A 26,852-nucleotide genomic window follows, 5' to 3' on the forward strand; every position below is an offset into this window, starting at 1 on the left:
CGGCGCTACCTTGTTCCACTTAAAAGGGCTGCAAATTTCAGGATAAACCGAGCTGCGTCTGACGCTCGAGACTGAAGAAGAAAGTGCGGTCCATCAATCGTTGAAATCGTCTCGGAGACCAGTTCAAAATCTTGCGACATTCTTGCGGGCACCAACCGATCCTGCGTGGCGCGAAGATAGATAAATGGCAGAGACAATTCTTTCAATTGGTCACGCATGTCTACCTTCAGAACCTCTCTCAACCGACCGGAAAAGGTTCTTGCAGGTACGAGATTCACAGCGTTCTGAAACCTTTCCGTGAACATCTTGCTCGACCATCGACCCATTAGGAGCGGCTGTATCAACCAAGCCAGGAATGGTGATTTGAACGGTATTATTCTCACCAAGTGGGGCAGAAACGAAGGCAAATGTAGAGGCGATCGCGCAAATGTCGCAACGAAGACGATGCCTCTCAAACCCACAGGCCTTTGCGACGCCAACATAATCGCAAGTGGCCCAGCAAAGGATTCCGCTACCACAATGAAATCATCACTCGGAAGTTTGTCTTTCACCCAACACAGAAGATCATCATATCGATAGCAATCTGTGGGATACCGAATAACCGAAACCGCGTTCTCTTTTGCGAGAATACTCTCTAGCTCCGTAAGAAGAAGCCCAGTCCCATCCAGTCCTGGTAGAATGAAGATTTTCATATCATTATCGCTCATGAGCCTTTGCCGCGAGAGCAATCTTGCAAAGAGTGGCAACGATGTCGAGCGTTGTGATAAACCTCAAGTTCCGGCAAACGCATCGTATCAAAAAGTTCCATAATATATGTTATGCAATCTTTATGTGTAACGGCTATATAGTAATGCGACAGTTGGGCCAGTTAGAGATGCGACAGTCTCGCCTCTCGACGCACTGTGTTATGCGCACCCACACCTTGCCGAGGCGCACCCTAGTTTGCCAAAATCGGCTTGCTGATGATCTGTATCCTCTCTGTCTTCAATAACGCACGGACAACTCTGTCGCTTGATAGACTCTGCCACTCATCTGGCCAATAGAGATTAAGATCAACGCTACGCTCGAAGATCGCCTCCATTTTCGCAACTGCTGGCGCCAATTCGAAAAGGTCCACGTCGCCGATGATCATCAGATCGACATCGCTATCCGCACGCTCGGTTCCTCGGGCAACAGATCCGAAGACGAAAGCTTCGCTGATCCGCTCTCTGATTGGACCAAGTTCGTCAGCAACAACATTTGCGATTCCGAATGTCTTGCGCATGATCGACCTGAGCTCTTCGTAGATCGGACTATTGGTGTTGACCGAGTACACAAGCTGGTTTCTACGCTTGGCTGCAACCACCACCCCGGCCTTGATTAGAGCACGGATGACGTTCCTCCCCGCTCCGACACCAGGGCCGCCGATTGCTATGAGTTCGTTCGTGCCGAATTCTCGCCGAGGATGAAGTAGCAATGCCCGAAGTATTTTTTGCTGGCGCTTTGAAAACATGAAATCAATTGACAAGGGTGCGATCCATTCACTGGATTGATCGAACCATAAAATGGATCATTTCGTGCAAATTGACAACCGGGGTCGGGATAGGATCCAGCCTCCTACAACCGGTTCTGTATCCAAGCTTTTGTACATTCACGAACACCGGGTGGCTGCCCCTCAACACCCGATCTTGAAGAGAAAGCACCATCACCGTCGTCGGACACCACCCCGCCCATTCCAGGCGAGGCATCCTTCACGGTTTCTCCCGGACTTCCTTTTCAATACACGCCACTCTGAACTCGCGATCATGGTTGCATGGAGCAAGAGGCCGCCTCCACACGATCCATCGCTTTGAAATTACCTAGTGTGGGGCGTGGGTGGAGCGCCCTGCCCTTGTCCCTTGCGAGGCCGCCCGGAACTGTGAATGGAACCGAAGAGAGCGAGATTACAATGACAGGATACATCACAGGAATGACGAGAGCCGAGCGCATGGCCGTCGACAACTTCATCCAAGTGATAGGGTTCGTCGACGAGGATGGGAAACTTGTCTCGGGTGTCCTCGACCGGTTCCAATCCCGCTTCGCGTATCTCCATGGTCCATCCGGCACGATGCATATTTCCGTCACCCCCCTCGCCAATCAGGGCATCACCAAGTTCTCGATAAGGGACGCGGTGATCTTCGGTTTCTCTACTGTGGAATACCTCGATCTGCTTGAATGGGAGAGGCAATCCAGCCACTACATCCAGAACGAGGACGAACTTACCGCACTATACGACAGTGCGCTTCGCAATGATCTTCCTTATCCCTGAGCACGCCGTCGTGGCCTGCTATAGATGAATCCGATGTCGTCTGGATAATGCAGCAATGCCTTCTGACGGTGCGCGTAGGCCGTCATCTCATCTGGACGTGATGCAAACGCTGCGCGGATTATCTCCCGCAGGCGCGACTCCATCCGCGCCAGTATTGCTTCATCCTCCGGAAATCTCATTGAGGTTGGCTCAACGATGAATGAGCCCACTCGGCTGATGTTTCTCTGGTGCAAGGGGCCGGAAACCCTCCTGTTTTCAATTGCAACCCAAATTCGATAGGCCTCTTCCGTGGTTACAAGTGCAAGAAGAGACTCGCAATTTTTGTCGAGGAAGGTCAAAAGATCGCTCTGCAACACCGCAGAAGTCCGTGCCACGGCGGAGACGAGATTCATTACGACCAGCTTTCGAACACTTGGAGGAACGTCCGCGCTGGAAAGCAGAACATAACCTAGGCTAAGTGAATGTTTCGCGAGCGACACTGTCCTTGGAAATGATGCTCCCAAAGCGGATCCAGCCTCTACACTGTTGACCAGGAAGGGCGTAATGCCGCTCGAACCGCCAATCCCGTCAATGGAGGATTCAAGTGCGCGCACGAGCTTTGCATCCAGCCGCAGCCTATCGTCTGGTTCGAGCATCTCCACGCAGCGTGGTTCAATGTTGATCACCTGTAGAACGGCATCATCGGCGCACCGTCGTTGATCCGCAGACAGCGTCAACGTCGTGCAGAACAAACGCTTCGCAATAGCTGTGCGAATAGACGCTTTATTGATCCGGGCGCACCCACAGAGAAACTTCACGGCGTTTCGCCACGTTTCAGAGTTGTGGGTGACGAACAGTTTGACAACCCGCTCTACCAGCCGAATGTGCGTGGCCTCCGTCAACAGCGCGACCTCCGCTGCGACGATCGCTTGGTCGGCGGCATCGGTGCCTACGAAGTAATCAGAGTTCTGAAGGCGGCTGACAATTTCCTCGACAGTGACGATAGGATCGAGATTTCGCTGCCTCAGAAACAACTCGACCCCTTTTTTAAGGAGATGGGCCGCTTCGAAGTCCCGGATGTTCTTCCCTCCTGGATGCGCAGATCGGTTTCTCGCCGCACGGAGTTCGTCAAGATAGTCAATTTTCTCCTGCTCGAGCAGCCCAACGGGTCGCAAACAACTTAGCAACCGCGCTTCGAACGCGTCGCCGCTTTCCTTTCTGTCGTCCACGTCCTTTACGGCCTGGCGATATCGCGGATCGATCTTTGCCGCGAAACGCAACTTCTCGTCCGCGTACGCGAAAACGGCATTTGAAAGCATGAGAACACAAGATCGGTAGCTGCCAGCTCGGAAATTCGCGAGTGTTTCTGCAAAGTAGCATGGGCCGTTCGTGTCCTCGTGGACTGTCTCCTGCATCGTCTTGATATCCGCTTCCAGCAGCATCGGGTTCGCTCCTTCGCATTTCAAACCATCTGACATCCTCCATGTGGTGTCCGTAGTGAATCCTTGGTTGACCACCCGATGTAAACGGCAAGCTTCGGATGGATTTCAAAGACCGTGGTTAATCAAACATCTGGCAATTGGTTTCCAAAGAACAGCGCGGTCATGGGTTCACTAAAGACGATGCCAAGTCTTTCAAGGCGTGAGCGGCGGATCCTTGTCGTGTTCTAGGCGCACTAGCGCGACAGGATGGAATGTATGGTCGCCGTACCGATTTTCGTCTCAAGTAGACCGCATTGATTTGATGACGTGGTCTATATCCTCTCCCGTCATAACCTCCCGCTCTATGAATTCCTGAACAAGCATCTCAAACTGAGGTCGCCTCCCTTCTAGGATCCGCCGCGCCCTTTCGAGTTCCTGCTGCATGATCCCTTCAACTTGCCTACTCAAAACCGGGTCTGCTCTCCGTAGTTCGAACAGATCGTCGGGTGTCGATGCCGGATGATACAGGATTGATCCCATGCCAAGGCAAGCAACCATGTTCGTGGTGATATCCGTGGCCCGCTGTAAATCGGACCCCATCCCGCCTCCGACTCCGCTGAACGTCTCACCGAACACCATCTGTTCCGCCGCCATTCCTCCGAGATACATTGCGACCTCGTCTCTGAAAGAACCTTCGGCACGATGAAGCTTTCTTCCACGATACCAGGCAACGTGGCCGAAACTGTCGCTCTGCGGATTGATCGATCGAGGGACGACCACGTTTGCTATCGCTCCATGCCCGACATCGAGCCCCACGATCACATGCCCAGCCTCATGAACGGCATTCGCATGCCTGCTTTCAGCATCGACTGGTGTCACCGGCGGCGCGGCAGCTAGCAGATCATCGGGTTCTAAAACCCGCCCTGCCCGCCGAGCCTTTCGACGAGCGTCTTTGGCGAGCTGCGCAAGATCGGCACCAGAAAATCCTCCCGTCGCAAGGGCAGCGGTCCTTAGCGTATCTGCCGGAAACTGCACACCGAGATGCAGTGTCAGGATGCGCTTGCGGTCATCATAGTTAGGCAAATCAACCACGATGTGTCGGTCAAGCCGTCCGGGCCGCCTCAAAGCCGGGTCGACTTCGGAGGGATGATTTGTCGCGGCAATTACGACCACGCCTTCGCGATCGGCGGCACCGTCCAATGCTTCTAGCAAGCCGTTGACCACCTGAATGCAGTAATTGGCATTGCTCCCGCTGAACTTCGCCCTGTCCCCGACCGCGTCTATTTCATCAATGAACAGTATGCACGGTGCCTTTTCGGACGCAATGCGGAACGACGCGCGCATCGCCTTCAGTAGATCACCTAGGTGGCCTGCCGCCTGCCACTGCGCACAGGACGCGGCGACGAATTCGACGTTGCACATTCGTGCCACCGCCGAGGCGAACATCGTCTTCCCCGTACCCGGAGGGCCACTGAGCAGCAGCCCGGTGTCCACATCTGACCAGGCGATGTTTCCGGAGCGCCAGTCATTGATGTCCTGCGCAAGGTTCGTCGCCCAGTCTTTGGCGGCCCCGTAGCCAGGCAATTCCTCAAGGCCGACCGTTTTGGCGCTCTTCAGCGCGACCGGAGACGGAAGCGTTTTCAGCCGTGCAATAGCGTCATCAATCTTACGTCCCTTTCGCAGCGACTGAAAGATGAGGTCGACCGGGAATTCAAGAAGTACTGATGCCTCCTCTCGAGACACAGGCATATCCAGAACGGTCTTGATGGCGGAGACCAAGTGTACGGGTCGGATGGAAACCACGGCCACAACTTCATCGAGAGCGACGGCGACATTGTCCGGTGGCTCAGCATCCGCAGGCATTAGCAGGATTACTCCCGCTTTCACGGCGAGGAATTCGACAGCGTCGCTCCACTTGTAGCTATCCCTATAGAAGTCACCAATCCTGTCGATGAAGTACGCATCGGAGATGTTCATGCCTGCAAGAACAGACTTTGTCGCGTCCGCATACGCAATGATGTTGGCATCCGCTGGAAGACGAAGCCCGATGGCCAATCCCTTCCGCCTGAAGGCACCTGCTTTGCGAAGAGCTATCCGTATGGCATGAGTGTAGGTGACCACCTCCAGCGACGCAGCCCTTTCGAGAAAATTCGGTTTCATGACGTTTCCTAGCGATTTCCACGCCGGACAACGGTGTCCGGACCAATCAATGCCTCGTCGAGGTCTACAGAGATGAATTGTTGGAGTATGAGCGTTGCCATCCCTGGGACCGGCGCGATTTCGCGAAAGAGGGATAGCCCCTCGGCAACGGTGAAGGATCCAACTTCGTCGATGGTAGCAATTACTCGGATCCTGTCACCGAGAGGGCACTGATAGTTTCCATACCTCAAGAGATCGCGGGCGTTTCGAAGTCGCGCCCCCTCCTCCCGGTCCGCTCTCGTCATCACCCCATATTCGAAGCCCTCCTCCTCAGAAGCGGCCTGTATCCATGGGATCGGATGCATGTCGACAGCGTCCAGGAGACGCTGCGCACCCGAGCAGTACGTGACGAGGAAATCGGGAGCGTGGATCAGGTCATGGTGACAGAGTTCGAGCGGGAGGCACCTCCAGGCCTTTACATCCGGGTCGACATCGAGAAGGCAAGCCAGATCTCGCGCCTCCTTGTTACGGAACGCGGGCGCACCTTCGCACTTGATCGTCGCTTTGGGAGCGAAGAATTGAGGATGAGGATTTGAGGTATCCTGAATTTCGGGGGGTGTTATTTCGGAACGCATGACAACATCCATCAACGAGTGAAAGCAGCCGCGTGTGCGGCGGTTCAATCATCGTTGTTGTTGTCGGCGATCTTTTTTCATGAGTGAACAAATAAAGAACAAGTGAGTGAGAGTCAATTCTCCCGGGAGGGTTGTGGTCAACTTTTTTCATGCGCGTGGGATGATGGTTCCGGAGAATAGTTCTGCGAGTAGATGGCCCGCCCTTACATGGGCCGATCTCGGCGACCCTGCGGCCCTCCAGAGCACGGAGCTCAACGCTTGTCGCACCACAGTTCAAAACCCCGGGGCCTCTCTCACTTCACTCGGCAGTGTAATGGCGACCGACCCATCGACGCTGGTGCGCCATGTTGAGTTCTGGAAACGCGCGGGTTCGTACATTCGGAAGCAGCGCGCGAACAAGGCGGGAAGAAGTTCAGGACAACGCGAGAAGGCGATGAAGTAATCCTGCAACCCTCCCGATTTGGGACGGGGCCTTCACGCGCCTGAAAGACAAACCGGCAGATGATATTTCTGATCGTATCCTGCAAAGTCCACTGGCTGCTGGATGGATGACTGATCTGATTCCGAAGGATGGGCCTTCCAACCCCTGCAGCCGGTTAGAAGTCTATTGTGACATCCAGGTGATTTCGACATTATCCTCAAGACGAGGCTTGTTGACTGGCTGGTTGAGAATGATGGGCATCGGCATGATCGAGTCCGCACCGACGATCAATGCTTCGCCATCTCTCATGTTCGGCAGGAACGCGACCGTTGACTGGTCGAGAACGCCGCTCGCGTTTACCACCACCAATTGGTCTCGCTCATTGATCAGACGATGTACGACGAACATGCCGATCTGCGACAGCACGTCTTCCGGAACGTCGCGCGGGCGCTGCGTCGCGAGAAGACAAGTCAGTCCGTACTTTCGGCCTTCCTTCGCGATAAGTCCGAAAGCGTCGAGCGTCAACTTGTTGCTGTCGTCCCCGATGCTTTTGTTCAGGAACTGATGAGCTTCATCGATTGCGACGACAAGCGGAACCTTCTGGAAATCGCCGTTCCTCGCCCGACCGAGCAGGTACCTCCCGATCGCATTCACCACGAGTTCGCGGGTATGTTGCTCGAAGGCCAGATACCGCATCGAGACCCTCAGCACTGAAGTTTCAGCATCCCCCAGAAACTCACTGATCACCTCTGTCAGATCCGTCATGTAGCTCGCTGGAGCGAATACGGGCACCATCGGCTGCGACTTTTGGAAGGTAGTAATCCTCATGCAGAGTGTGACGCAACTGTCAAAGGAGTTCTGATGTCTGCCGCCCCAGTGGCTCTTCAAGCCCTCCTTGTTCGAGGTCGGATAAACGCACTCCGCGAACACCTGGTGGACGAGGTCTTGGAAAACAAAGAATGCAGACGGCGCGTGCAGCGCGCGATCGTGTGCAACGATCGCATGGTTGACTGGCTTCCATGCTCGTTCTTCCTTGACCAGTATGCTCGAACCCTCATCCAGAAGCCCGGGCTCTAGCTGCACCAATTTGAGACTCTGCAAGGCCTCACGCAGTTTAGGGGCTTGCACGCCAGGGCTTGGCTGGAGGAAGGCAAAAAGATCCATCTCCGTCAGATGAAAGTACGGGAAGGATACAAACTCCCGTGGGTCGGCATCGCTGTCGCGCGTCCCACCAAGATGGACGTGTCTGACCCTGCCCTTGAGCGTATGGTATTCCCCCGTGGGATCAAGAAGGATTACCTTGCCGCCGCGATCGGCGGCTTGCTCGACCAGACGCGCCGTTGACCAGCTCTTGCCGCCGCCCGTGGTTCCAAGAACAGCACAATGCCTTCCAAATATCGACGCGGGAGAAAGCGAGATGCGGGTCTCTGGAGCTCCGCTGAGATGTCCGATCTCGATCAGCCCACCCTTGGTACCCGTCGTCGAAACAATCGCATGGCGGACGAAATCCGGGTGCGCCAGATAGACGTAGTCCCCTACCCTCGGAACCTCTCCAATCCCGCGGCTCGACCGATGAGAGTTCAAATCGACCGAACCCAAGAGCCGAACCATACCGATAGGATTGGCGACCTCATCCCCTTCATTTCTCTCGGGTTCGACGGACAGACGGTCTCGATCAGGAAGCTGAATCTCCGTGATCCGGCCTATAATCGCGCTTCCAAAGGATTCGATTACGACGAATTCGCCCACCTGTCCCCTCGTAACTCGGTGCCCGGCATACTGCGAGGGAGAAACCTCTGTCGCGAAGGGAAAGTTCACCCGGACCCCGAGTGGGCTTACGCGCGACACGGAACCCAGATAGCGGGAACGTTCAAACGGATAGCTGGGTACTGGTTCAGCCATTTGCACGTCCCATGTTACGGACGCGCTCGGCATGTCGCTCGAGCTCCGTTTCTGCAATCACGTCCGGGACCATAGGAACGATTTCCTCGAACTTGCCCGCTATCAACGCCAGCCTCGCATCACCGTTGTCGATCAGCGTCCCAACAGCGCTCAGGTAGCTGTTGCTTCTCGCGCCGCCGTCGCTGGCTGCCTCGACGTCAGGATTGATCACCACGACGTTGAGCGAAAGGTTAGCTTTGATGGCGCCCAGGATTGGTTCGGAAATGTGCTTGTCGTTGAACCCGAACCCAATGACAAGGAGTGTGGTATTGGGCGTGCGTAGAGCAGTCTGGAAAGTCCCCATCATCTCGATATAGGGCTGACTGAATGACAGTTCGTATTTCGTAGACTTTGGGTAGATCAGCAGCGGTTTCTTCGTGCCGGGCCTTTTGGCGATTTGCCCGGATGTCTGATCGAATTCCCAGTCAATGGATCCATGAACCTTGTAGAGGTGAAACAGGTTTTCGATGAAGTCAGACTTCTCCTCCCCCGCAGCACGACGCACGACATCGTAGGAAAACTGCGACGAGTCAAAATACGCCTCGCTTCCGAAAGCGAAGCCGTCGACTACTACGAACGCGGATCGCCTTGCTGCGGTCTCGAAGCAGGTATCGTAGTTCGTCGTGAAAATCTTCGTCCGAGCGCGTCGTGCTGACCTGCGAGCCACTCTTCGTAGAAACGCCTCATGCACCGGTACTTTGATCGTTTCGTCCATGAAATTGACTTCGTCGCGGATGATTCCCTCCGCTATATCAAGAAGATTGCGCACTTTCTTCGCGTCGTCATCGGGCAGAAAGTCGACTGCCGTCGTTGCCCGCGACATCAAATGCTCGAGGTCCTCGGTATCTTCTGCGACATTCGCGAATGTCACGAAAGACCTCCATCGTGCACCCTCGGATGCTCCGTCGACAATGTCTGCGGTGTTGAATATTCCTTTGATCCTCGAAAGCAGATCCCACATAGTCGGAGCCGCCTTTTTTCCGTTCTTCAGGACGCACAGCGACGTCCCGAGGCCCGTCAGGATGACCAGGTTCTGTGCGCGGACTGCAGAAGACAATACGCGCCCAATGTCGGATGTCGCCGGATCGGGCCTGTCATCGGTCGGTTGCTGGACTTGTATCCAATCCCCGGCACCCTGTGAACTCTTGATCTTCAAAGTCGATTCCCCCTCTTAGACCCGAACCTTGCCACGGGTCCTAGCGATTGCAACCCAATATTGTGGTCATCGCCAAGCCCGTAGAGAAAGTCGCGACTGACGGGTTGGAGCATGTGATCACTAAAGCATCGCCTTCCCATACGATGTCGAGGTTGCGGGTGTCTTGCCGGAAAAACTTTAAGCTGTCGCGACCGACCTCGGTGTTGCGGGTGTTATCGACGCTGTCGATTTCCGACAACCCGCCCATGACGAGGATTGCCCTCGGATCGCGAGTTCTCGTGGCTATCGTCGCAAAACCAACGGTGCCTCTTTGCCCTATCAGAAACTTTCCGACGTACCGTCGGAGTAGATAACCTTGATCACATTGAGCACGGCCTTCGCAGTCCCGGTCGAGACTGGTCCGGTCAGCTTGTCGTATGGTTCAGCCTGAATGAAGGGATTGTCCTCCCAGGTGTAGAACGTCTCGCTCACTACGGTCTTTCCTGGAGGGATCTTAATGTCGAGCTTGCTCTCGCCATCAATGATCTTGTCCCCGAAGGCGTCGGTAATCGATACGGTGTGAGCGATTGCTACGACTGTTTTCTTTGACGTGTTCTTGAAACTGGGTACGAGTTCGACGCGATCATTAAAAATCTGGGTCTGATAGTTTTTTCTCTGGACGCGCAATTTCGCATTGACCAGTTCCACGGTTGCCTTTGCAGAAGTGCTTACAACACCTGCTGCAGTCGGCGCAGCAGCAGTTCCGTCCGAGCCTGGCACAGCAATAGCATCAAAACACGTCAGTCGTTTCAGCGAGTCGCTCTCTGCCTTGCATGATCGTAGGTCGGCAAGAACATCTGCTTGCGTCGCGCCAGCCGTGAGGCAGAGCATGAGCGGTAAAAATAGCATTCGCACCTAAAGTTCCTCCTAGAAATTTACCTCGTCGGCGGACGTCCCTCCGCCGCGCAACCTAGCTCACGCTCTCGACCACTGCTTTCCTGATTAGGCTACCTAGCAGTATTTCCAACTCGTCTCCTGCCTCTGCATCCAGAACCGCCTTTGCCAGAGGTGCGCTTCGATTGACCAGCCCCCTTTCCGGCGCGCTTGGATCCTTGACGATCGTGAACTGGTAGGTCTCCTGACCGCGATCAAGGTAACGCAGCCGAACTTTGCTTCCGAGGCGCACGGTGCCGCTTTTCACTGCCGCTGGCGTGGGGCGATCAGGCTTCCCTTGAGGGATGTCCACGGGTAGCACAAGCTGTTCGATCGCGGCGCGACCGACATTCGTTGTTGCTGCTGTCGTGGTCACAGCTAGCGGCGTTGGTGTCGTCACGACAGCACGCTCAGCGAGCTTGGTCTTCAACTGTTCCAAGCGCTCGCTGATGGCCGCCCGGAGCCTCTCTGCCTCACGACGGGGATCGTCGAACCAGTCGGTCGACCAGACACGGTGGATGTTCCAGCCAAGGCTCTCCAGTATCTCCTGACGGTGACGGTCGCGATCACGAGCTGATCGAGATGAGTGGTAGGTCGCTCCGTCGCATTCGACCCCCATGAGGAAGCCATGCGGCCACTGCGGATGGCGGACGCCCAGATCGATGGAATAGCCACCTGCTCCGACCTGAGGTACCGCTGTACATCCCATGGACTCGATCTGGGCAGCGACAAATTCCTCAAGCGGAGAGTCAAACGCGCCATGCGTCCCGGTTCCCGCCTGCAGAGGGCCACCCGCGCTGTACTCTAGCCAGCGTTTGAGCATCCAGGCACCTGCGTTTCCGGTCTCCTCGGCTGTGATGTCTGAAGGCGTCATCGACGTGAAGGTCTTGATCTGCTCCTTTGCGCGGGAGAACAGCACGTTTAGACGTCTGCGGCCCGTGGGACCAGCGATGGGGCCGAAATGTTGCGCCACCTTGCCGCCTTCCGACGGTGGGCCGTAGACCGTTGACACGAAGATTACGTCGCGCTCGTCTCCCTGCACGTTCTCGAGGTTCTTGACGAAGAACTCCTCGAGACCATCACGTTCGTGGAGCCACCTATCAACAAATTCTCCGGCGGCGCTGTCTCGTGCAATCTCATACTGGATACGCTCGTTGATGTAGTCGGACTGGGCCTTGTTGACCGCGACGATGCCCAGCGACCGGCTTGAATCATGACGCATGAAGTTCAACGCGGCCTCGACGACTGCATGCGCTTCCGTCGTATTCACGCCCGCCTTATAGATGCCACCAGTCTGCACAAGCGATACACCCATCCTCGGATTATCTTCGTTGGCAGACGGAAAGACGGTAAGTCTGTCCTTGTAGATCAAGCTGTTTGAAAATCTGATAAGGCCCGAATGCTTTGATCGGTAGTGCCAGGTGAGCATTCGGCGCGGCCGGAACGCGCTGTTTGCCATTTCGAGGACTGACTCCTCGGTCACTGCGTCGGTTTCCTCGTCGTCAACGGTGTCTGCGATGCTCTTGTGGAAGAAGTTGGTCGGCGGAAGTTGCTGGGTGTCGCCAACAATCATTGCCTGCCTGCTTCTGAACAAGGCACCGATGGCGTCCTCCGGTGGCATCTGCGAGGCTTCGTCGATGATGCAGATGTCGAACTCCAAGGTGTTCTTCTGGATGTACTGAGCCACCGCGAGAGGCGACATCATCCAGCAGGGCTTGAGAGCCAGAAGGGCACGCCCTGCCCGCTTTGTGATGTCTCGCACCGGAACCCTGATCTTCTTCTGCCCTGCCAAATGCTCGAGCAGACCCATTTCGGTGTATTCGGCGACTCGTCCACGTGCGTTTCCTACAGGCGGCCGCGATCCGGAAATCAACTGGTGGCGCAGCGCCTTGCGGGAGAGAATCGTGATCTCATCATCAAGCGACTTCAGTCTCGCGCGGAGAGCCTCTAACTGCCGTCCCGAATAGTTCACAAGTTCTCGACCGTACTTGTCATAGACCCGGCCAGCAGCCGCGCGGCGAAGCATGGCCTCGACATGGCCGGAGACGTCTACCGTGCCCACTTGCCTCACTAGCATATCGACTGTTTCGAGAAGGCCCATGCGAGCGATCTCTGACCTCGATTTTGCAACGTTCGTCCAATGTGCGAAAGCTTCTGCGTCCTTGGATGCGACTGAAAGATACGCTGCCGCCTGCACGTATGTCAGCTTATTGATCTTGGCGCCCATGTCGAGGAGACCTTCGACAGAAAGCCGCGCAAGGAGCGCCTGCGCATTTTCGGCAGCTTGGTGTGCGACTTTTGATGATGAAAGCAATTCCTGGAGGTGACCCTTGTGCGCCGCCAAGGCCAATGCGCTTCCATAACGATGCTTCTGAAGCAGGTGCGCGACTTCAACCAGGTAATCGATTGTATCTCGCTTGCTCTTCCATCCATGGAAGTAACTGCCAAGCACCGAGGCAAGTTCGCTGCGATCAAGTCTTCCGACCAGTTCCTGGAGTTCGCGAACCTCGTCTGCGAATATCCGTAGATTCGAACTGGTCACGGCTGCATGGCGATGGAATATCTGAGTGAGCAGTCTCAACTCAGCGTCGGTGGATTTCAACTCCTCAAGTTTCGTTTCGAGCTTCACACGGGTTCCCGACAGGTCGCGAAGTGCGGCCTCGGACGGCAAGCCCGTAAGAGTTGGGATGTTGACCAGAGTGTCGACGATCCCGCTTTTCAGGAAGTCACGCACTTCCCGATTGTTGAAGCCGCCGAGCTGGGCATCCACGTTCTCGTAAAAGGCCGTCAGTTCTCCGAAGCTCTCGAAATCCGTGTCAATGCCATCGAACCGGGTTCCGAACACGCCGCTGTTCGTTGCGCGCGCGCTGAATCGGGCCTCTTCTTCGAGTTGATCGCGCGCTGCACCGAAATGCTGGACCGCAAGCTGTTTGTCGAACTTTCCGGCTTTCGAGATCGCGAGATAGAAGGACTTTGCATCCCTGAACGTCGATGACAGGAAGCTGAAAGCTCCCGCCCCTCGCATCGCCCCGAGATGCCGATCAATATCGGATGCTCGAACATCCGATCGCAAAGACAAGTGTCCTTCCAAAGTGCGCCGCTTGTCCCGCAGGGAAATTCCGGCCTCTAGCATCGATTTCAATGTGGCGACGGCACCAGCGTCCCCAAGAATGGTCGAGCGCATACGCAATACGTCGATACGCGCCGACGCGACGATATCGGCTGCTTTTCCAAGCGATCCCACGGTCCAGCCCGCCGCCGGCGGATGGTGAGAGATGAACTCGTCAGCCGTTGCGAGCACTTGTTCCAGATCGGCGATCGTGGACTCTATGGCCGATACCTCCAGGGAGCGACCAGCCGCATCCAAGGATTTCAGACCAGCAGCGCTGATGATCTCGTTGATCCGGTCTAACTTCTGAACGATGTCCTGGCCATGCGGATCAACCAGTTCCGTAGACACTCTGCTTGCGAGCAAGCGCGCCGCATCGCAATCCTTGAAGAAGTTCGAGATTTCGCCCGGGTACGCGTACGTTGCTATCGTCACTTCTGAATCGGAAAATTCCCCCTCGACAAGCTCGCGGATGGAAGCCGCCAGACTCTCGAAGTCGGATATGTCTGCCAGCGAGAGATCGTCCTCCAGGCCTAATCCCAGCAGTATGTCCACCGCATCCTTGAGCTGTTCGTAAGCTTCGGCTGATCTGTGGGTTAGTGCGAGGATTGCCGACCTCTTGAACTGGCTCGTATCGAGGTTGATGGTACCCTGCCAATGCAGACGGTCAGCGACCGGGGACGAACCTAGATTTGAAAGCCATTTCGTCTGCGCTACCAGCTCTTCAATTTCGTGACGCCTGAACTCCCGGGATGGGAGTGAATGCTCTGACAGGCCCACGGGCGACATCGCGTCCAGCAGATGCTGTGTGGCAATCGCGCGCCCTAGAACGCGGTGCACGGTTTCGCCTGTGCCTTCCCACTCACTTGACAGAATGGCGACGTACCGTGACAGGCTCTCCCTCACCGCGATAAAGCGATCCCTGTTTTCCTTCAACTCCGCGGGCAGCCTCTCTCGCACGCCTATGCGCTCTCGCACGGAACGCATAAATTCGTCTTTGGAGCTTCGTCCGGCCAGGAGCGGCAGGACGAACTCGCCCAGGCCAACAGCCTCGAGGCGGCTTTGCACGACCTCCAGAGCGGCTGACTTCTCCGCGACGAAAAGAACCTTCTTGCCTTTCGAGAGCGCCGTCGCGATCGCATTGACAATGGTGTCGGACTTACCCGTTCCCGGTGGGCCTTCAACCGCCAGGTTCTTTCCTCTGGCAACGTCAACAAGAACGCTGAACTGACTTGCGTCCGCCTTCTTCACCAAATGCGGAACTTCAGCCTCGACGTCGGGTGCGTCGACCTCGTACTCTTCTGCAACCGCGCCCGCCTCGGATGTTTCCGATCCCACAAGGATGGATTCAACGATAGCGTTCTTTGAGAAGTCGGACGAACTCGAGTCCAGGTCTTCGTACATTGCCATACGTGCCGCCGGGAATACCGAGAACGTTATCCGGCGCCGCACCTGCCAGGGAAGCTTGGCATGCCGAATGTCAGCGATCTCCTCAAAGTATTCCTCGAGCGATCCGCCCTGGAATAATGGGAGGTCGATATTGAATTCACGCTTGAATTTCTCCCGCAGGACTAGGTTGGTTTCCGCCTCCTCTCCTGTCCCCTGAACCGAGAACACCGGGCCTCCGGGCGTCTTCTTCCGCTCGACCACGACTGGAGCAAGAACGAGAGGTGAAAGATAGACGCGATCATCGGCGCGGGCGGGATCCTTCCATTCTAAGAAGCCAAACGCACCGCGCAGCAAGTTGAGACCAGTTTCCTGCTGGGCAGTCCTCCCCTTGGTCACGAGCGCATTCATTTTTCGCTCGAGATCTGGTGCTAGCAGCAGCGTCTGGATAGTGTCGTCTTCGTAACGGTCGTCGTTGACCACGTCGTCGGGAGGCGGAAGCTCGAAGCTCGGATTGATGCCGTTGTTTTTTGCATGCTGCGCTAGGGACTCGTCCTTGCGCGTGACCCTCTTTGGCATTCCGAGACTGTCACGAACCCTATCTCGGAGCGCGCGCTCGGCCTTTCTGATCCGATCAGGATAGTCTAGTGCCTCGGGATCGAGCGCCTTGCTCGTCTCTATGTATTCCTCGTCGGTCCGCAGGGCGATCGATACGGCTTCTACGAATTTTTGGGCCAGTTCGTCCTTCGCATCCTCTTCCAATGACGGGAGTGACCTGAACTTCAATGAACCGTCGTTGTTAATGCTGTAGAAAATCCGATCGGGCAGCTCGTCGACAACTCTGATCTGACTTGCCGACCGTCCGTCAAAACTCATGTTGACGAGCGGATTTCTTGACGTGAGGTCGAGAAGTCGGGGGCGGATGTCCTCAATTTTACTGGCGACAAGCTTTGAGAAGTCGCGGAACGGAGGACTGGCATGCTCGTTCATGGAATCAAGTCCATTGCTGATTTGAGATAGTATTTGTGTCCCACAGTCACAACCTATGATCAAGGTGGAAGTATTAGAGATCGTTAATTTCCAACAGCAGTCGCTTGAGGCTAAATTTATAATACTAGCCCGAGAAAGACGCAGTCCCGAGCACCGCCAAGCAAACCTTGGATATACAAAAATCATTCGTGGCTTTGATGTCGAAGACCTCTAGCTCCACAAACCTAACCTTCTCACGACAGCAAACCAGGTTGCGACGTGTCCAACGCACCGCGATGATGAATTCGGAGATTGCCCAATAGTGGCCGCCGTAAACCGAAATTCTGAACCGTTAAGGCAGTCGTTGTATGTGTCGGCTATACGGGCTCTGGCGAACGCGGATAATTGTTCGGTGCGCCCAGCAATGCTCGGTTCCTTGCGAATTCTCTGTCGCTTTGATACAAAAAGTAATGGGAGATCACAGGGGGCAAAGTCATGCGATCTGGCAAGCATTGACCACGGTCAACGCACCCCTTCCGCTTCACATCGATGCAGAGACGCTCGTGGCTTGCCTGCTTCTCGAAGAGACGGAGAAGCGGTGGCGGCCACATGTGCGCGCTTTCTTTTGTGAGGTCGGCGTCGAAATCCTGATGGACATGGTTGTCGAAGGCTCGGTCACGTTCGAAAATTTTGCAAAGGCCATATCGTTCTGGAGTGTCGATGAGGGTTACGAAAATGTACGATGGGCTCGGGAGATGGCTGCCGCCTCAGTGACAAAGGCTGATGGAGCTGACGCTTGAGGCAATCGCCACCGTCTCGCTTGGCAACGTCTCGCTTGGCAACGTGCGTCCGACAAATTGGACAGTCTGCGGCGAACTCGATCTGTCTCACCTCGAACACTGAGCGTGCACTCGCCTTCGTAGTAATGGCCGTAAGCGTCCAGGGATTACAGCGGCTTAGGCACCCAAATCGCCGTTTCCGCATCCCCGTGAGCAACCGCCATCCCATCAAGCACGCACGCGCCTACCCATGCGCAAACCACGGCATCTAACTTGTCCTCAAAGGCCTTCATCTCATACCCGCGGGCATCGAAACAAGGTATCACCAGCGCTTTCGCAACTCCGGTTATACGGGCATCAAGCAGTCCGATGATCTGCTGCCAGACATTGAACAATAGCTGTCGACGAGTGCTTGGAACCTCATTCGGCCAGTACTTCCCTATCTTCGAATGCTTGTAGGGTAATCGCCGAGCGGCTTTCGCAAGTTCCATCAAAGCCGGATGTGGATACACCTCAATGATCGACGGCCCACTAATTTCCGACACGGCGAGCGGGTATCCGATCTGACCGAAACCTGTGCGCAGATCATCGCTTACTTTGCCCGGACGCAACGCGCTCGGCGTATGCGTGCCACCGCCCCTCGCTCCGTAGAGTGATGAAACAATGTTGTCGGATACTCTGCGTCCAGAGATCGCGGCCATTGAAAGTGGCATGTCGATGGCGACGAGATCGACTGTGCATCCGGATTTTGATGAGGCCGCCAAAATGATCGCTGCGGGATCGGGAACGGTGCCTTGATGTCGATGAATGGGCGGATCACCCGCAATCGCCAGAAATTCATTATAGGATCCGGCAACATCGGCGAGCTCCCATCCTTTTCCCCCGGTCTATTACCAGAGCAACTCCGGAGGGGTTGGTCAGGGTCCACGCCGCATCTATGTCGATGACTGCTTTTTTGTTGTTTTGCCATCATGCGCACGGCTCATCCAGATTTGAGGTTCCATCAGCTCGAGATACCTTCCCGGCCCTAAAAATCTGGAGTGTCTTGTGGCGGACTTCGGGTCGCCCTTCAATCTTTCAACACCATCTCGCCGGGGCGGAACGATGTTGCTTTCAAGATTGGCTAACATGCGTGGCACCGCTAATGTGCCCCTGATAACAGGAGAGGCAGATGAAGGGTTGTTCTTGGATCTTGATGGCAGCGGCACTGCTGCTCCCGATCTCTAGTGCGCAGGCGGCATGCTTCGATGTGTCCAAGGGGCAGCCTTCCAGCCTCACCGGTCATCTGACTCATCATATCTTCGCCGGACCTCCGAACTTTGAGAACGTTCAGAAGGGCGACACACCGGAACCTGGTTACGTCCTGAAACTCGATCACCCCATTTGTATCACTGGGGACGAATTCGCTGATCCTGACCGCATGTTTGATGAAGTTCAGCTCGTGCCCGGAAACACGAGCAAGGACATGTCCCGTCTGCGCAATACTGATGTCTATGTCGATGTCATGGATCCGATGCCAGCCAAGACTGGTCATCACCACCGGCCATTGGTTGTCTGGGTGAAGTCAATCTCCTCATCACGCGACATCACCCTGAGTTACGGGACCGCTGCGACCACTGTCGAGGCCTTCTACGCCGCTCTCCGATCAGGCGACGGCAAGCTAGCTGCGAGTTTCGTTGTCCCGGAAAAGACGGAAAAGGGGCCGTTCAGTCCACAAGCGTTGACAGCGTTCTATGGTTCTCTCTTCGAACCGATCTCGCTCATTTATATAAAACGATCTCAGGACGACCGTTTTCGGGTCCGAGATCATTTCCGTGGCGGCGCGAAGGCGTGTGACGGAGTTGCGACCGTCACCACGGTGAAGCGACATGGCCGCGACTTCATAGCAGCCATTCGAGCGGAGTCAGGCTGCTAGGTGAGATCGGAGTCATCGACGCTCTCCGCTGTCTAAATCAACCCACAGATCTCCGCGTGGCTCAGCCTGCAAAATAATCTGGCAACCGATCTACGCGTCACCTTCATAACTGGATTATTTCCCAAAGTTCGCCCCGACTAGCAGCGAACGTCTTTCGGGACCGGCACCTCGAGCTAAGCACACTAGAGCGGGGACTAGCTGCCGTTACGGTGAAGGAGACAAGGACCCCTGAGCACTACTGTCTTACGCCCATCCTCAATTGCGTTAGTTGTCGATAAGCGTATTAGAACTGGGCAACATCATGCACAAAACGCAAGAACTTACATGGCATTGTTTGCGAGGGCTCTGTAAACCAATATAGTCTTAACTACCAGTGAGCCCCCCTTGGATCAGATACTCGCCATACGCACGTTCGTTCGCGTCGCCGAAGCCGGATCCTTCGCAAAAGCGGCGGACACGTTAAACCTGCCCCGCTCGTCCGTCAGCAAGCTGGTACAGGATCTGGAGGGTCATCTCGGAACGAAACTTGTGGAACGAACCACTCGCTCGGTAACGATGACCACCGAGGGCGTAGCGTACCATGAACGTGCGATCCGGCTTCTAGCCGATCTCGATGACATGGACGGCACAGTCGCCGGCTCACGCAGTACCCCGAGAGGACGACTGCGCGTGGACATCGGCTCTATTCTGGCAAATCAGATACTCATACCCTCTTTATCAGACTTTCAGCTTCAGTATCCCGACATCGATCTCCTTCTCGGCGTCAGCGACCGCTCCGCTGACCTGATCGGCGAAGGAATAGATTGCGTCATTCGTGGCGGCGCGCTGGCCGATTCCACAATGAAGGCACGTAAATTGTGCGAGCTAGATTACATACTCTGCGCAGCGCCAGCCTATCTGGAGGAGCGAACCCTGCCGACGCACCCCGACGACATCCAGGAGCATAGGATCGTCAGCTATTTCTCGGCATCGTCCGGAAAGCGGTTTCCCTTACGCTTCCGCAGAGGTGAAGATCGAATTGAATATTTACCCACCTCCAGCGGCGTCTCCGTCAACGAGAGCACCGCGCATCTCAACGCGCTGCTGGCTGGCTTAGGCATCGGACAGAGTTTCGGGTTTCTGGCAAAGCCCTATATCGAGAGTGGTTCGCTTGTCGAACTCATGCCTGAATGGAAACCGGAAAATCATTCGCTCCATCTCGTCTACCCCGCCGACAGATTTCAGAACCCTCGGCTCCGGGCCTTTGCTGACTGGGCCGCGGAACTGTTTGAAGCCGCTGACTTCAGGCGCGGTGCATAAACCAACATCATCCATGCACATGGATAATGTCTCCACACCAGGTGGCTTCTCAGCGCCTCGCTGACGCATTAACTTCATCACATCGGATGGCGACGACGGGCTTAGCCAACGCCACCCCCCGAACAGTTTCAGAAATTCAACAGGCCACTTGCGCATGGGCTGAACCCTTCCGCACGCTCGGCAACAGGAGAGTAACATGACCAACAGGCTTGTAAACAAGATCGCAATCGTCACCGGTGCCACAAGCGGCATCGGTCTTTCGACCGCAAAACTTTTCGCCGCTGAAGGCGCGCGCGTCTACATCACCGGCCGCCGCAAGGACGCACTGGACAAGGCGGTCTCTGAGATCGGCAACGGCGCTGTGGGCGTACAAGCGGATTCTTCGAGCAACGAGGATCTCGACAAGCTGTTCACCCAGGTGAAGTCAGAACAGGGGCACCTTGATGTGCTCGTGGTCAACGCGGGTGGTGGCACAATGCTTCCGCTCGGCCAGATCACCGAAGAACAAATCGACGATACGTTCGGACGAAACGTCAAGGCCGTTATCTTCACGGTACAGAAGGCGCTTCCTCTGATGGGAAATGGCTCGTCGATCGTCCTGACCGGTTCGACTGCAGGTACTGAAGGAACCGCGGCTTTCTCGGTCTACTCCGCGTCCAAGGCTGCAGTCCGCAACCTTGCCCGTTCCTGGGCACTCGACCTCAAGGGCACCGGCATTCGTGTCAACGTCGTCTCGCCCGGCGCGACTCGTACCCCCGGTCTGGTCGAACTTGCAGGCGATGACAAGGAACAGCAGCAGGGCCTCCTCGACTACCTCGCCTCCCGTATCCCGCTCGGGCGCGTCGGGGAATCCGAAGAGATTGCCAAGGCAACTCTATTTCTTGCTTCCGACGACGCAAGCTTCGTCAACGGTGCCGAACTGTTCGCCGATGGCGGCCAAGCCCAGGTCTAATCCCCGACCGGGAGCGGATACCCACCGCTCCCTCTTCACGAGGAGATCCAGCGATGCGCGCTGCAGTCTATTTCAAGCATGGCAAGCCCGAGGACGTTCTCGAAGTGGTGGATGTTGGCGATCCTAAGGCACCCGGACGCGATGAGGTGCTTGTCCGCGTCCATCTGCGGCCGGTCCACCACGGCGACCTTCTCGGTGTAGCCGGGCGGTACCAGCCCGGAGCGGCGATTTCGGAGGGCGGTGTTCGCGTCGGGTTCGAGGGCTACGGTGTGGTCGAGGCTGCAGGAGATGGGGTCACTCTGAGGCCCGGCACCCGCGTAGCCTTCTTCCCCGGAAGTGGGGCCTGGAGCGAAAAATCTATCGTCCCCGCCGAATACGTCACGGAGGTCCCCGACGACGTTTCTGACGAGGCCGCTGCCCAGCTTCACGTTAACCCTTTGACAGCCGCACTTCTTCTTCGTGCGGTAGAGAAATCGGGGGCAAAACCGGGTCGTGACGTTGTGGTTCTCACTGCCGCGGGATCCGCTGTGGCCAGATTGACGATCGCGCTGCTGCTCGATCGCGGGTATGATGTCGTCGGCGTGGTCAGAAGGGAAGCCGGCGTCAATGAACTCAACGTCGTGTTTCCGGATCTGGCTGTGGTTTCCACCGACAAATCCGGCTGGCAGGACCGGGTCACCTCCGCAGCAGATGGGAATCCGATCAAGATCGTTCTCGATCCGGTAGGTGGCGAGACCGCGAGTGCGGCATCCGGGTTGCTTTCTCAAGGCGGCAGTCTCGTATCCTACGGCGATCTTTCCGGACGGCCAATCTCCGTACCCGCACTTTATTTTTCGACACGCGATATACGGATCTCCGGAGTGACGGTCGGCCGCTGGGCAGGTCTGCCTGCGGATATTCGAAAGGCTGATCTTCGGCTGGCGCTCGAACTTGCCGCCAGCAAGCGGGAGCTGTTTCCCGTCGAGAAAATCTTCGACTTGGCGGACGTTGCCGAGGCTTCCGCGCAGGTCGAACTGCCAGGCAGGACTGGCACGATAATACTCGCGTCACCATGACGCCACGCCGCGCCCCGCAGTGTGCGGGGGCGCGGCACGACAAATAGACCCATGGCTCAATCAAGCCGCGATATGAAGGAAAACTCCATGGCAGACCATGATAAGACATTGCCAACAGGCGTAATCGTTAGCGCATATTACCGCGTCCATCCCGACGATCGGCAGACGTTCATCGATGCAGTTATTCCAGACATGACCGCTGCGCAGAAGATCGACGGCTGCAGGTTCTATGCGTTCGCGCAGGATCTCGTCGATCCCAACACATTCCATTTGATCGAAGGCTATGAGGATGAGCGCTCCTATGAGAAGCATGAGGACTCTGAAACTTTCCTCAAGGCCCTCGCTCATGTCGTAAAGAACGTCAGAATCCTTGATCGCCAAGGCGTCCGTTACGATGTCGCAAAATTGCACATAGACGACCCACGCGGCCGCGTTTCGTCCTGACCGCAACGAGAGCGGCGATCATTTCACCCCGATCGATCGCCGCCAAGCGCCGGGTGTCTGGCCACAACGTTTCTTGAATGTCCTGATGAGGTGCATCGAATCCCCGAAACCAGTTGCCGCCGCAACTCGATCCAGAGAATTTTCGGAACTTAGTAGCAACTGCTGAGCCAGCCCAATCCTCTCGTCCAGTTGCCATTGATAGGGCGAAGCGCCAGTCGATGCTTTGAACGCACGGCAGAAATGCCATTGCGACTGTCCAACGAGGCTTGCGAGTTCGCGTAGCTCAATCTGGCGCGGTAACTGTTCGCGCATGTATTCGGTAACCCTACGAACCTGCCAAGGCGCAAGCCGCTTTCCCTCTTGAGAAACATGGTGCGGTGCCGAAAGCAGCGCAAACACCGCTGCAGTCAGGCTGTCCCCCAGAAGCGTCGAGGCGCTATCATCCATCGGAATGCCGACTAGCATGCGCACCAATGTCAGAATACGTGGGTCCATGAAGCGGAGCCGAGGTTCCTCGAAAGGCTGGCTCGTAAAATCGTCCTCAAGTCTCTCGCTCAGTTTAGGGATATCGAAGATCAGAATTCCGTATCGGCAGTACCGGAGATCCTTGGCAAATCCCCAAAGATGCATGCCCCGAGGGATAAGCGCCATATGATTGGCCGTATGATCTACGGTGCAGGCCTGATGTTGTTTGAGCCTTGGCTCTGTGAGACCTCCGACTTCTTCAAGATTGATGGTCAATCGTGTGTCGTTGTCGTAAAGCATGGAGTGCAGCACACCCCCCTTGGCATGCTCGTGGATATCCTCGACCGTAATACCATTCCAGATTTGTGACCGGCGTTCGATGCTGACAACGTTTTCTGGAAGGTCATCCTCTATGATGATGGGCATGGCGATCTCGTTTGTCAGCCGAACTTAACAGATGGATATTAGCTGATGCGCGGAAATCGACAATGAGTAAGTCCCCGCCGACAACGGAATCCGCAAGAATGTCCATGTTGCTGACTGGAGACTGTTCTTTCACGGAAATGTCCCACTTAGCTTCTGTTCAAACGACGCCACTTTGCGGGGGGTACGCCCGTCTTGCTACGAAATTGTCGTATGAGATGTGTGTAGTCTGAGAAGCCGGTTTCAACCGCGATCTGGTCGATCGTGAGATCTGTCGATAAAAGGAGGGCACGGACTTCCTTGAGGCGGGCATCGAGCTGCCATTGATAGGGCGAGATCCCAGTAGAAGCTTTGAATGCGCGGGCGAAATGCCATTGCGAGAGCCCGACTAGAGCGGCAAGCTCCTGCAGCTCGACCTGAGCTGGAAGACGAAGACGCATGTAGTCAGTCACCCGTCGAAGTTGCCAACTTGAGAGCGTACCAGATCGAGATTGATTTTCACGGGACTCAAACGCAATTGCAAAAATCGCGGCTGTCAGGCTGTCACCATAGAGCTGGTATGAGACATCGTCCGCAGGAATTGCCGTCAACATCGTCACCAATTTCCATATTCTTGGCTCATCGATTTTAACTCTTGGGGCCTCCGCGCGAGCGCGGGACACATGGTGCTCGAACCGTTCCGAAAGAGCATCAAGGTCGAAGATGACAGTCGCGTCATAGACAAACTTTACACCCGAAGAAAACCCCCACAGAGGTATTCCGGCGGGAGCGAAAGCAATGTTCCTAGGCTTGTGCTCCGCCGGATCTCCGACGAACTTGCTAAGCCGAGGTTCAGTGTTGCCGCCCACTTCATCGAGATTGACGGACAGGCGCGTCATCGCCTCGTATCCGAGGGGGTGAAGAATTTCACCCTCGGTGTAATGCGCCTTCGTTATGTCGACGCGCACATTGTTCCAGGTTTGCGTCCAGGTAGCGATATCACGGATATTGAAAGGCAGTCCGAGAAGTTCGGCTTCGCGCGTGTTCATCGCCTGTTACGCCTCCATACCGCAGGACTTTCGCTGGTTCGCTTCTTAAAATCACGGGTGAGATGCATATGATCACGGAAACCAACGGCTTGTGCTATCGTGTCGAGTGAAGCATCGCTTTCGAGCAGAAGTCCTTTGACCGTCTCCAGCCTTTTATCGAGCTGCCACTGATAGGGAGAAAGGCCAGTCGAGGCTTTGAACGCGCGGCAGAAGTGCCACTGCGACATGCCAGCGATCTGGGAAAGCTCGCGGAGCTCAAGCTGCCTCGGCAAGTGATCCTGCACGTACCCGACAACCAAAGAAACTGCCTGATCGGAGAGACTGTCTGATGTGTCTAGGACGTCATCCTTACATGACAACAATGCAAACACCGCAGACGTGAGGCTGTCACCGAGTAGCGTCATGGAGGGATCATCCTGCGGGATGTCAATGAGCATTTGCACGAGAGCGTGGATACGCTCGTCCGTAAACCGCATGCGCGGATTTGCGAACATTCGCGCGTCGAAATCCTCCTGAAACTTCTTTTCCAGCACTTCCAGATCGAACAGTAGCAGTGCGTAGCGACTGTAGTGCAGCCCCTTTGTTGCATGTCCCCAGAGCTGCATTCCGCGTGGGACCAACGTCATGTGATTTGGCCTATGCTCAAGTGTGCAAGGCCGTTGCGGTCTAAGGCGGGGTTCCGTAACGCCTCCAACTTCGGTCAGTGCTAGCGCAATGCCTGTCTCGTCCTCATTCAATAGCGAATGCAGTACTTCGCCCTTTGTGTGTTCGTGGACGTCTACGATCGTGACCCCGTTCCATGACTGGACCTTTTTCTCAATCCGGACGATGTTCTCATGAAGATCGCTCCCGTTCTCACCACTCATGCCCCCTCCCGGTCGTCTGTTACGAAGTCGGCGAGCCCGCCGATAGTGAGAACAACCTAGCTTCTCAAAAGCTCGGGTAAACCTTCGAAAGTAGTCCGCCAGAAGTTTGGAGCAAGAATGTGCAGCTTCCGCAAGAACGCGCATCGCTCGCTGAGTGCGCCCGGCATAGCCTGCAAACGTCGTCGATAAGATTTTATTGGAACTATTGCCGAGACTTCAACCAATGAATTTCCGCCCACATCAAGGCGCTACGCGCCGGACTCGCGGCGGTGATCTAGCTGCCTGCAGTGCCAAATTTCGTCACGGCTAAAAAAGCGAACCATTCTGCTAACGGAAACGATCTCATGACCGAAACTTTCGTCAAGACCAACGACGGCGTCGAAATCTTCTTCAAGGACTGGGGGCCGAAGGACGCGCAGCCCATTGTCTTCCACCATGGCTGGCCCTTGTCCTCGGACGACTGGGATGCGCAGATGATGTTCTTTCTGCAGCATGGGCACCGCGTCGTCGCGCACGATCGCCGGGGTCACGGCCGATCGCAGCAGGTCAGCGAAGGCCACGATATGGATCACTATGCAGCCGACGCTTTCGCTGTCGTCGAACACCTGAACCTCACGAATGCGGTCCACATCGGCCATTCGACCGGTGGCGGCGAAGTGGCACGCTATGTCGCCAAGTTCGGCCAGCCGCATGGCCGGGTTGCAAAAGCAGTCCTCGTCTCAGCCGTACCTCCGTTGATGGTGAAAACAGCCGCCAATCCGGGCGGAACGCCGATCGAAGTGTTTGATGGCTTTCGGTCAGCCCTAGCAGCCAATCGTGCCCAGTTCTTCCTCGATGTCCCGACTGGCCCATTCTACGGTTTCAACCGTGAAGGCGCGCAAGTCTCGCAGGGTGTGATCCAGAACTGGTGGCGGCAGGGTATGATGGGCAGCACCAAGGCGCACTACGATGGTATCAAAGCCTTTTCCGAGACGGATCAGACCGTTGATCTGAAAGCGATCACCGTACCAACGCTTGTCCTTCACGGCGACGATGACCAGGTCGTTCCGATTGCCGATGCTGGCGAACTGTCCGTCAAGCTCGTCAAAAATGGCACGCTCAAAGTTTACAAAGGCTATTCGCACGGCATGCTGACGGTCAACGCCGAAGTCATCAATGCCGACTTGCTCGCCTTCGTAAGAGGATAATCGACAGTTCCAAAAAGGCGCGTCCATCTGCATGGATTGTGTATCCACGCGGGCGCGCTTCCGGAGCGATTGGCCAGGGCATAG

At 55.8% G+C, this 26,852-nt stretch carries 21 protein-coding genes; 8 read left to right on the top strand and 13 right to left on the bottom strand.

Features of this window, described 5'->3' with window-relative positions; translation table 11 throughout:
- Window positions 1-5 precede the first annotated feature (5 nt).
- Both HRR99_RS06995 and HRR99_RS07000 read right to left on the bottom strand, forming a co-directional pair.
- A complete protein-coding gene (locus HRR99_RS06995) occupies window positions 6-707 on the bottom strand; it encodes an alpha/beta fold hydrolase (RefSeq protein WP_233123245.1) in 702 nt (233 codons plus the stop codon).
- 230 nt (window positions 708-937) lie between these two features.
- On the bottom strand, window positions 938-1,507 hold the full coding sequence (locus HRR99_RS07000; protein ID WP_233123246.1) for a nucleotidyltransferase domain-containing protein: 570 nt from the start codon (window positions 1,505-1,507) through the stop codon (window positions 938-940).
- Between the two features lie 420 nt (window positions 1,508-1,927).
- Here HRR99_RS07000 and HRR99_RS07005 point away from each other — a divergent pair, with 420 nt between their 5' ends.
- On the top strand, window positions 1,928-2,287 hold the full coding sequence (locus HRR99_RS07005) for a hypothetical protein (RefSeq protein WP_233123247.1): 360 nt from the start codon (window positions 1,928-1,930) through the stop codon (window positions 2,285-2,287).
- Here the strand turns inward: HRR99_RS07005 and HRR99_RS07010 are convergent.
- The 7 genes from HRR99_RS07010 to HRR99_RS07040 all read right to left on the bottom strand — a co-directional run bounded on the left by HRR99_RS07010 (window position 2,278) and on the right by HRR99_RS07040 (window position 16,376).
- The gene (locus tag HRR99_RS07010; RefSeq protein ID WP_233123248.1) at window positions 2,278-3,708 is read right to left on the bottom strand and encodes a hypothetical protein; all 1,431 of its coding nucleotides are present in this window, start codon (window positions 3,706-3,708) and stop codon (window positions 2,278-2,280) included. The two genes, HRR99_RS07005 and HRR99_RS07010, sit on opposite strands and share 10 nt — an antisense overlap.
- Before the next feature lie 279 nt (window positions 3,709-3,987).
- On the bottom strand, window positions 3,988-5,847 hold the full coding sequence (locus HRR99_RS07015; RefSeq protein ID WP_233123249.1) for an AAA family ATPase: 1,860 nt from the start codon (window positions 5,845-5,847) through the stop codon (window positions 3,988-3,990).
- 8 nt (window positions 5,848-5,855) lie between these two features.
- Window positions 5,856-6,461, bottom strand: coding sequence for a hypothetical protein (locus HRR99_RS07020; protein ID WP_233123250.1), 606 nt, complete (start codon window positions 6,459-6,461; stop codon window positions 5,856-5,858).
- Window positions 6,462-7,065: 604 nt separating this feature from the next.
- Window positions 7,066-8,631 (bottom strand): ATP-binding protein, encoded by a 1,566-nt coding sequence (locus HRR99_RS07025; RefSeq protein ID WP_233123251.1) that lies wholly within the window; start codon window positions 8,629-8,631, stop codon window positions 7,066-7,068.
- Between the two features lie 145 nt (window positions 8,632-8,776).
- On the bottom strand, window positions 8,777-9,979 hold the full coding sequence (locus HRR99_RS07030; protein WP_233123252.1) for an SIR2 family protein: 1,203 nt from the start codon (window positions 9,977-9,979) through the stop codon (window positions 8,777-8,779).
- A gap of 318 nt (window positions 9,980-10,297) precedes the next feature.
- Window positions 10,298-10,867: a hypothetical protein gene (locus tag HRR99_RS07035; protein WP_233123253.1), complete on the bottom strand. Its 570-nt coding sequence runs from the start codon at window positions 10,865-10,867 to the stop codon at window positions 10,298-10,300.
- A 61-nt stretch (window positions 10,868-10,928) separates the two neighbouring features.
- Window positions 10,929-16,376 (bottom strand): DUF4011 domain-containing protein, encoded by a 5,448-nt coding sequence (locus tag HRR99_RS07040; RefSeq protein WP_233123254.1) that lies wholly within the window; start codon window positions 16,374-16,376, stop codon window positions 10,929-10,931.
- Window positions 16,377-16,867: 491 nt separating this feature from the next.
- Here HRR99_RS07040 and HRR99_RS07045 point away from each other — a divergent pair, with 491 nt between their 5' ends.
- Complete coding sequence (locus HRR99_RS07045; RefSeq protein WP_233123255.1) at window positions 16,868-17,155, top strand: hypothetical protein; 288 nt, start codon at window positions 16,868-16,870, stop codon at window positions 17,153-17,155.
- A gap of 146 nt (window positions 17,156-17,301) precedes the next feature.
- Here HRR99_RS07045 and HRR99_RS07050 read toward each other — a convergent pair whose 3' ends face one another.
- Window positions 17,302-17,898, bottom strand: coding sequence for a DUF429 domain-containing protein (locus HRR99_RS07050; RefSeq protein WP_233123256.1), 597 nt, complete (start codon window positions 17,896-17,898; stop codon window positions 17,302-17,304).
- 407 nt (window positions 17,899-18,305) lie between these two features.
- On the opposite strand from HRR99_RS07050, the gene HRR99_RS07055 reads away from it, so the two are divergent.
- The 5 genes from HRR99_RS07055 to HRR99_RS07075 all read left to right on the top strand — a co-directional run bounded on the left by HRR99_RS07055 (window position 18,306) and on the right by HRR99_RS07075 (window position 22,799).
- On the top strand, window positions 18,306-19,049 hold the full coding sequence (locus HRR99_RS07055) for a hypothetical protein (RefSeq protein WP_233123257.1): 744 nt from the start codon (window positions 18,306-18,308) through the stop codon (window positions 19,047-19,049).
- A gap of 384 nt (window positions 19,050-19,433) precedes the next feature.
- On the top strand, window positions 19,434-20,348 hold the full coding sequence (locus tag HRR99_RS07060; protein ID WP_233123258.1) for a LysR family transcriptional regulator: 915 nt from the start codon (window positions 19,434-19,436) through the stop codon (window positions 20,346-20,348).
- Window positions 20,349-20,544: 196 nt separating this feature from the next.
- The gene (locus HRR99_RS07065; protein WP_233123259.1) at window positions 20,545-21,300 is read left to right on the top strand and encodes an SDR family NAD(P)-dependent oxidoreductase; all 756 of its coding nucleotides are present in this window, start codon (window positions 20,545-20,547) and stop codon (window positions 21,298-21,300) included.
- A 53-nt stretch (window positions 21,301-21,353) separates the two neighbouring features.
- Window positions 21,354-22,355 carry a zinc-binding dehydrogenase gene (locus tag HRR99_RS07070; protein WP_233123260.1) on the top strand — a complete coding sequence of 334 codons (1,002 nt, stop codon included), beginning with the start codon at window positions 21,354-21,356 and terminating at the stop codon, window positions 22,353-22,355.
- An 87-nt stretch (window positions 22,356-22,442) separates the two neighbouring features.
- Window positions 22,443-22,799 carry a putative quinol monooxygenase gene (locus HRR99_RS07075; RefSeq protein WP_233123261.1) on the top strand — a complete coding sequence of 119 codons (357 nt, stop codon included), beginning with the start codon at window positions 22,443-22,445 and terminating at the stop codon, window positions 22,797-22,799.
- Between the two features lie 18 nt (window positions 22,800-22,817).
- Here HRR99_RS07075 and HRR99_RS07080 read toward each other — a convergent pair whose 3' ends face one another.
- The 3 genes from HRR99_RS07080 to HRR99_RS07090 all read right to left on the bottom strand — a co-directional run bounded on the left by HRR99_RS07080 (window position 22,818) and on the right by HRR99_RS07090 (window position 25,581).
- Complete coding sequence (locus HRR99_RS07080) at window positions 22,818-23,690, bottom strand: AraC family transcriptional regulator (RefSeq protein ID WP_233123262.1); 873 nt, start codon at window positions 23,688-23,690, stop codon at window positions 22,818-22,820.
- Window positions 23,691-23,836: 146 nt separating this feature from the next.
- Window positions 23,837-24,715: a helix-turn-helix domain-containing protein gene (locus HRR99_RS07085; RefSeq protein ID WP_233123263.1), complete on the bottom strand. Its 879-nt coding sequence runs from the start codon at window positions 24,713-24,715 to the stop codon at window positions 23,837-23,839.
- On the bottom strand, window positions 24,712-25,581 hold the full coding sequence (locus HRR99_RS07090; RefSeq protein ID WP_233123264.1) for a helix-turn-helix domain-containing protein: 870 nt from the start codon (window positions 25,579-25,581) through the stop codon (window positions 24,712-24,714). Before HRR99_RS07090 ends, HRR99_RS07085 begins: the two co-directional genes overlap by 4 nt.
- A 344-nt stretch (window positions 25,582-25,925) precedes the next feature.
- Here HRR99_RS07090 and HRR99_RS07095 point away from each other — a divergent pair, with 344 nt between their 5' ends.
- The gene (locus HRR99_RS07095) at window positions 25,926-26,768 is read left to right on the top strand and encodes an alpha/beta fold hydrolase (protein ID WP_233123265.1); all 843 of its coding nucleotides are present in this window, start codon (window positions 25,926-25,928) and stop codon (window positions 26,766-26,768) included.
- The last annotated feature ends 84 nt before the right edge of the window (window positions 26,769-26,852 follow it).

This window comes from Agrobacterium vaccinii (genome assembly GCF_021310995.1).
Lineage (GTDB): Bacteria > Pseudomonadota > Alphaproteobacteria > Rhizobiales > Rhizobiaceae > Agrobacterium > Agrobacterium vaccinii.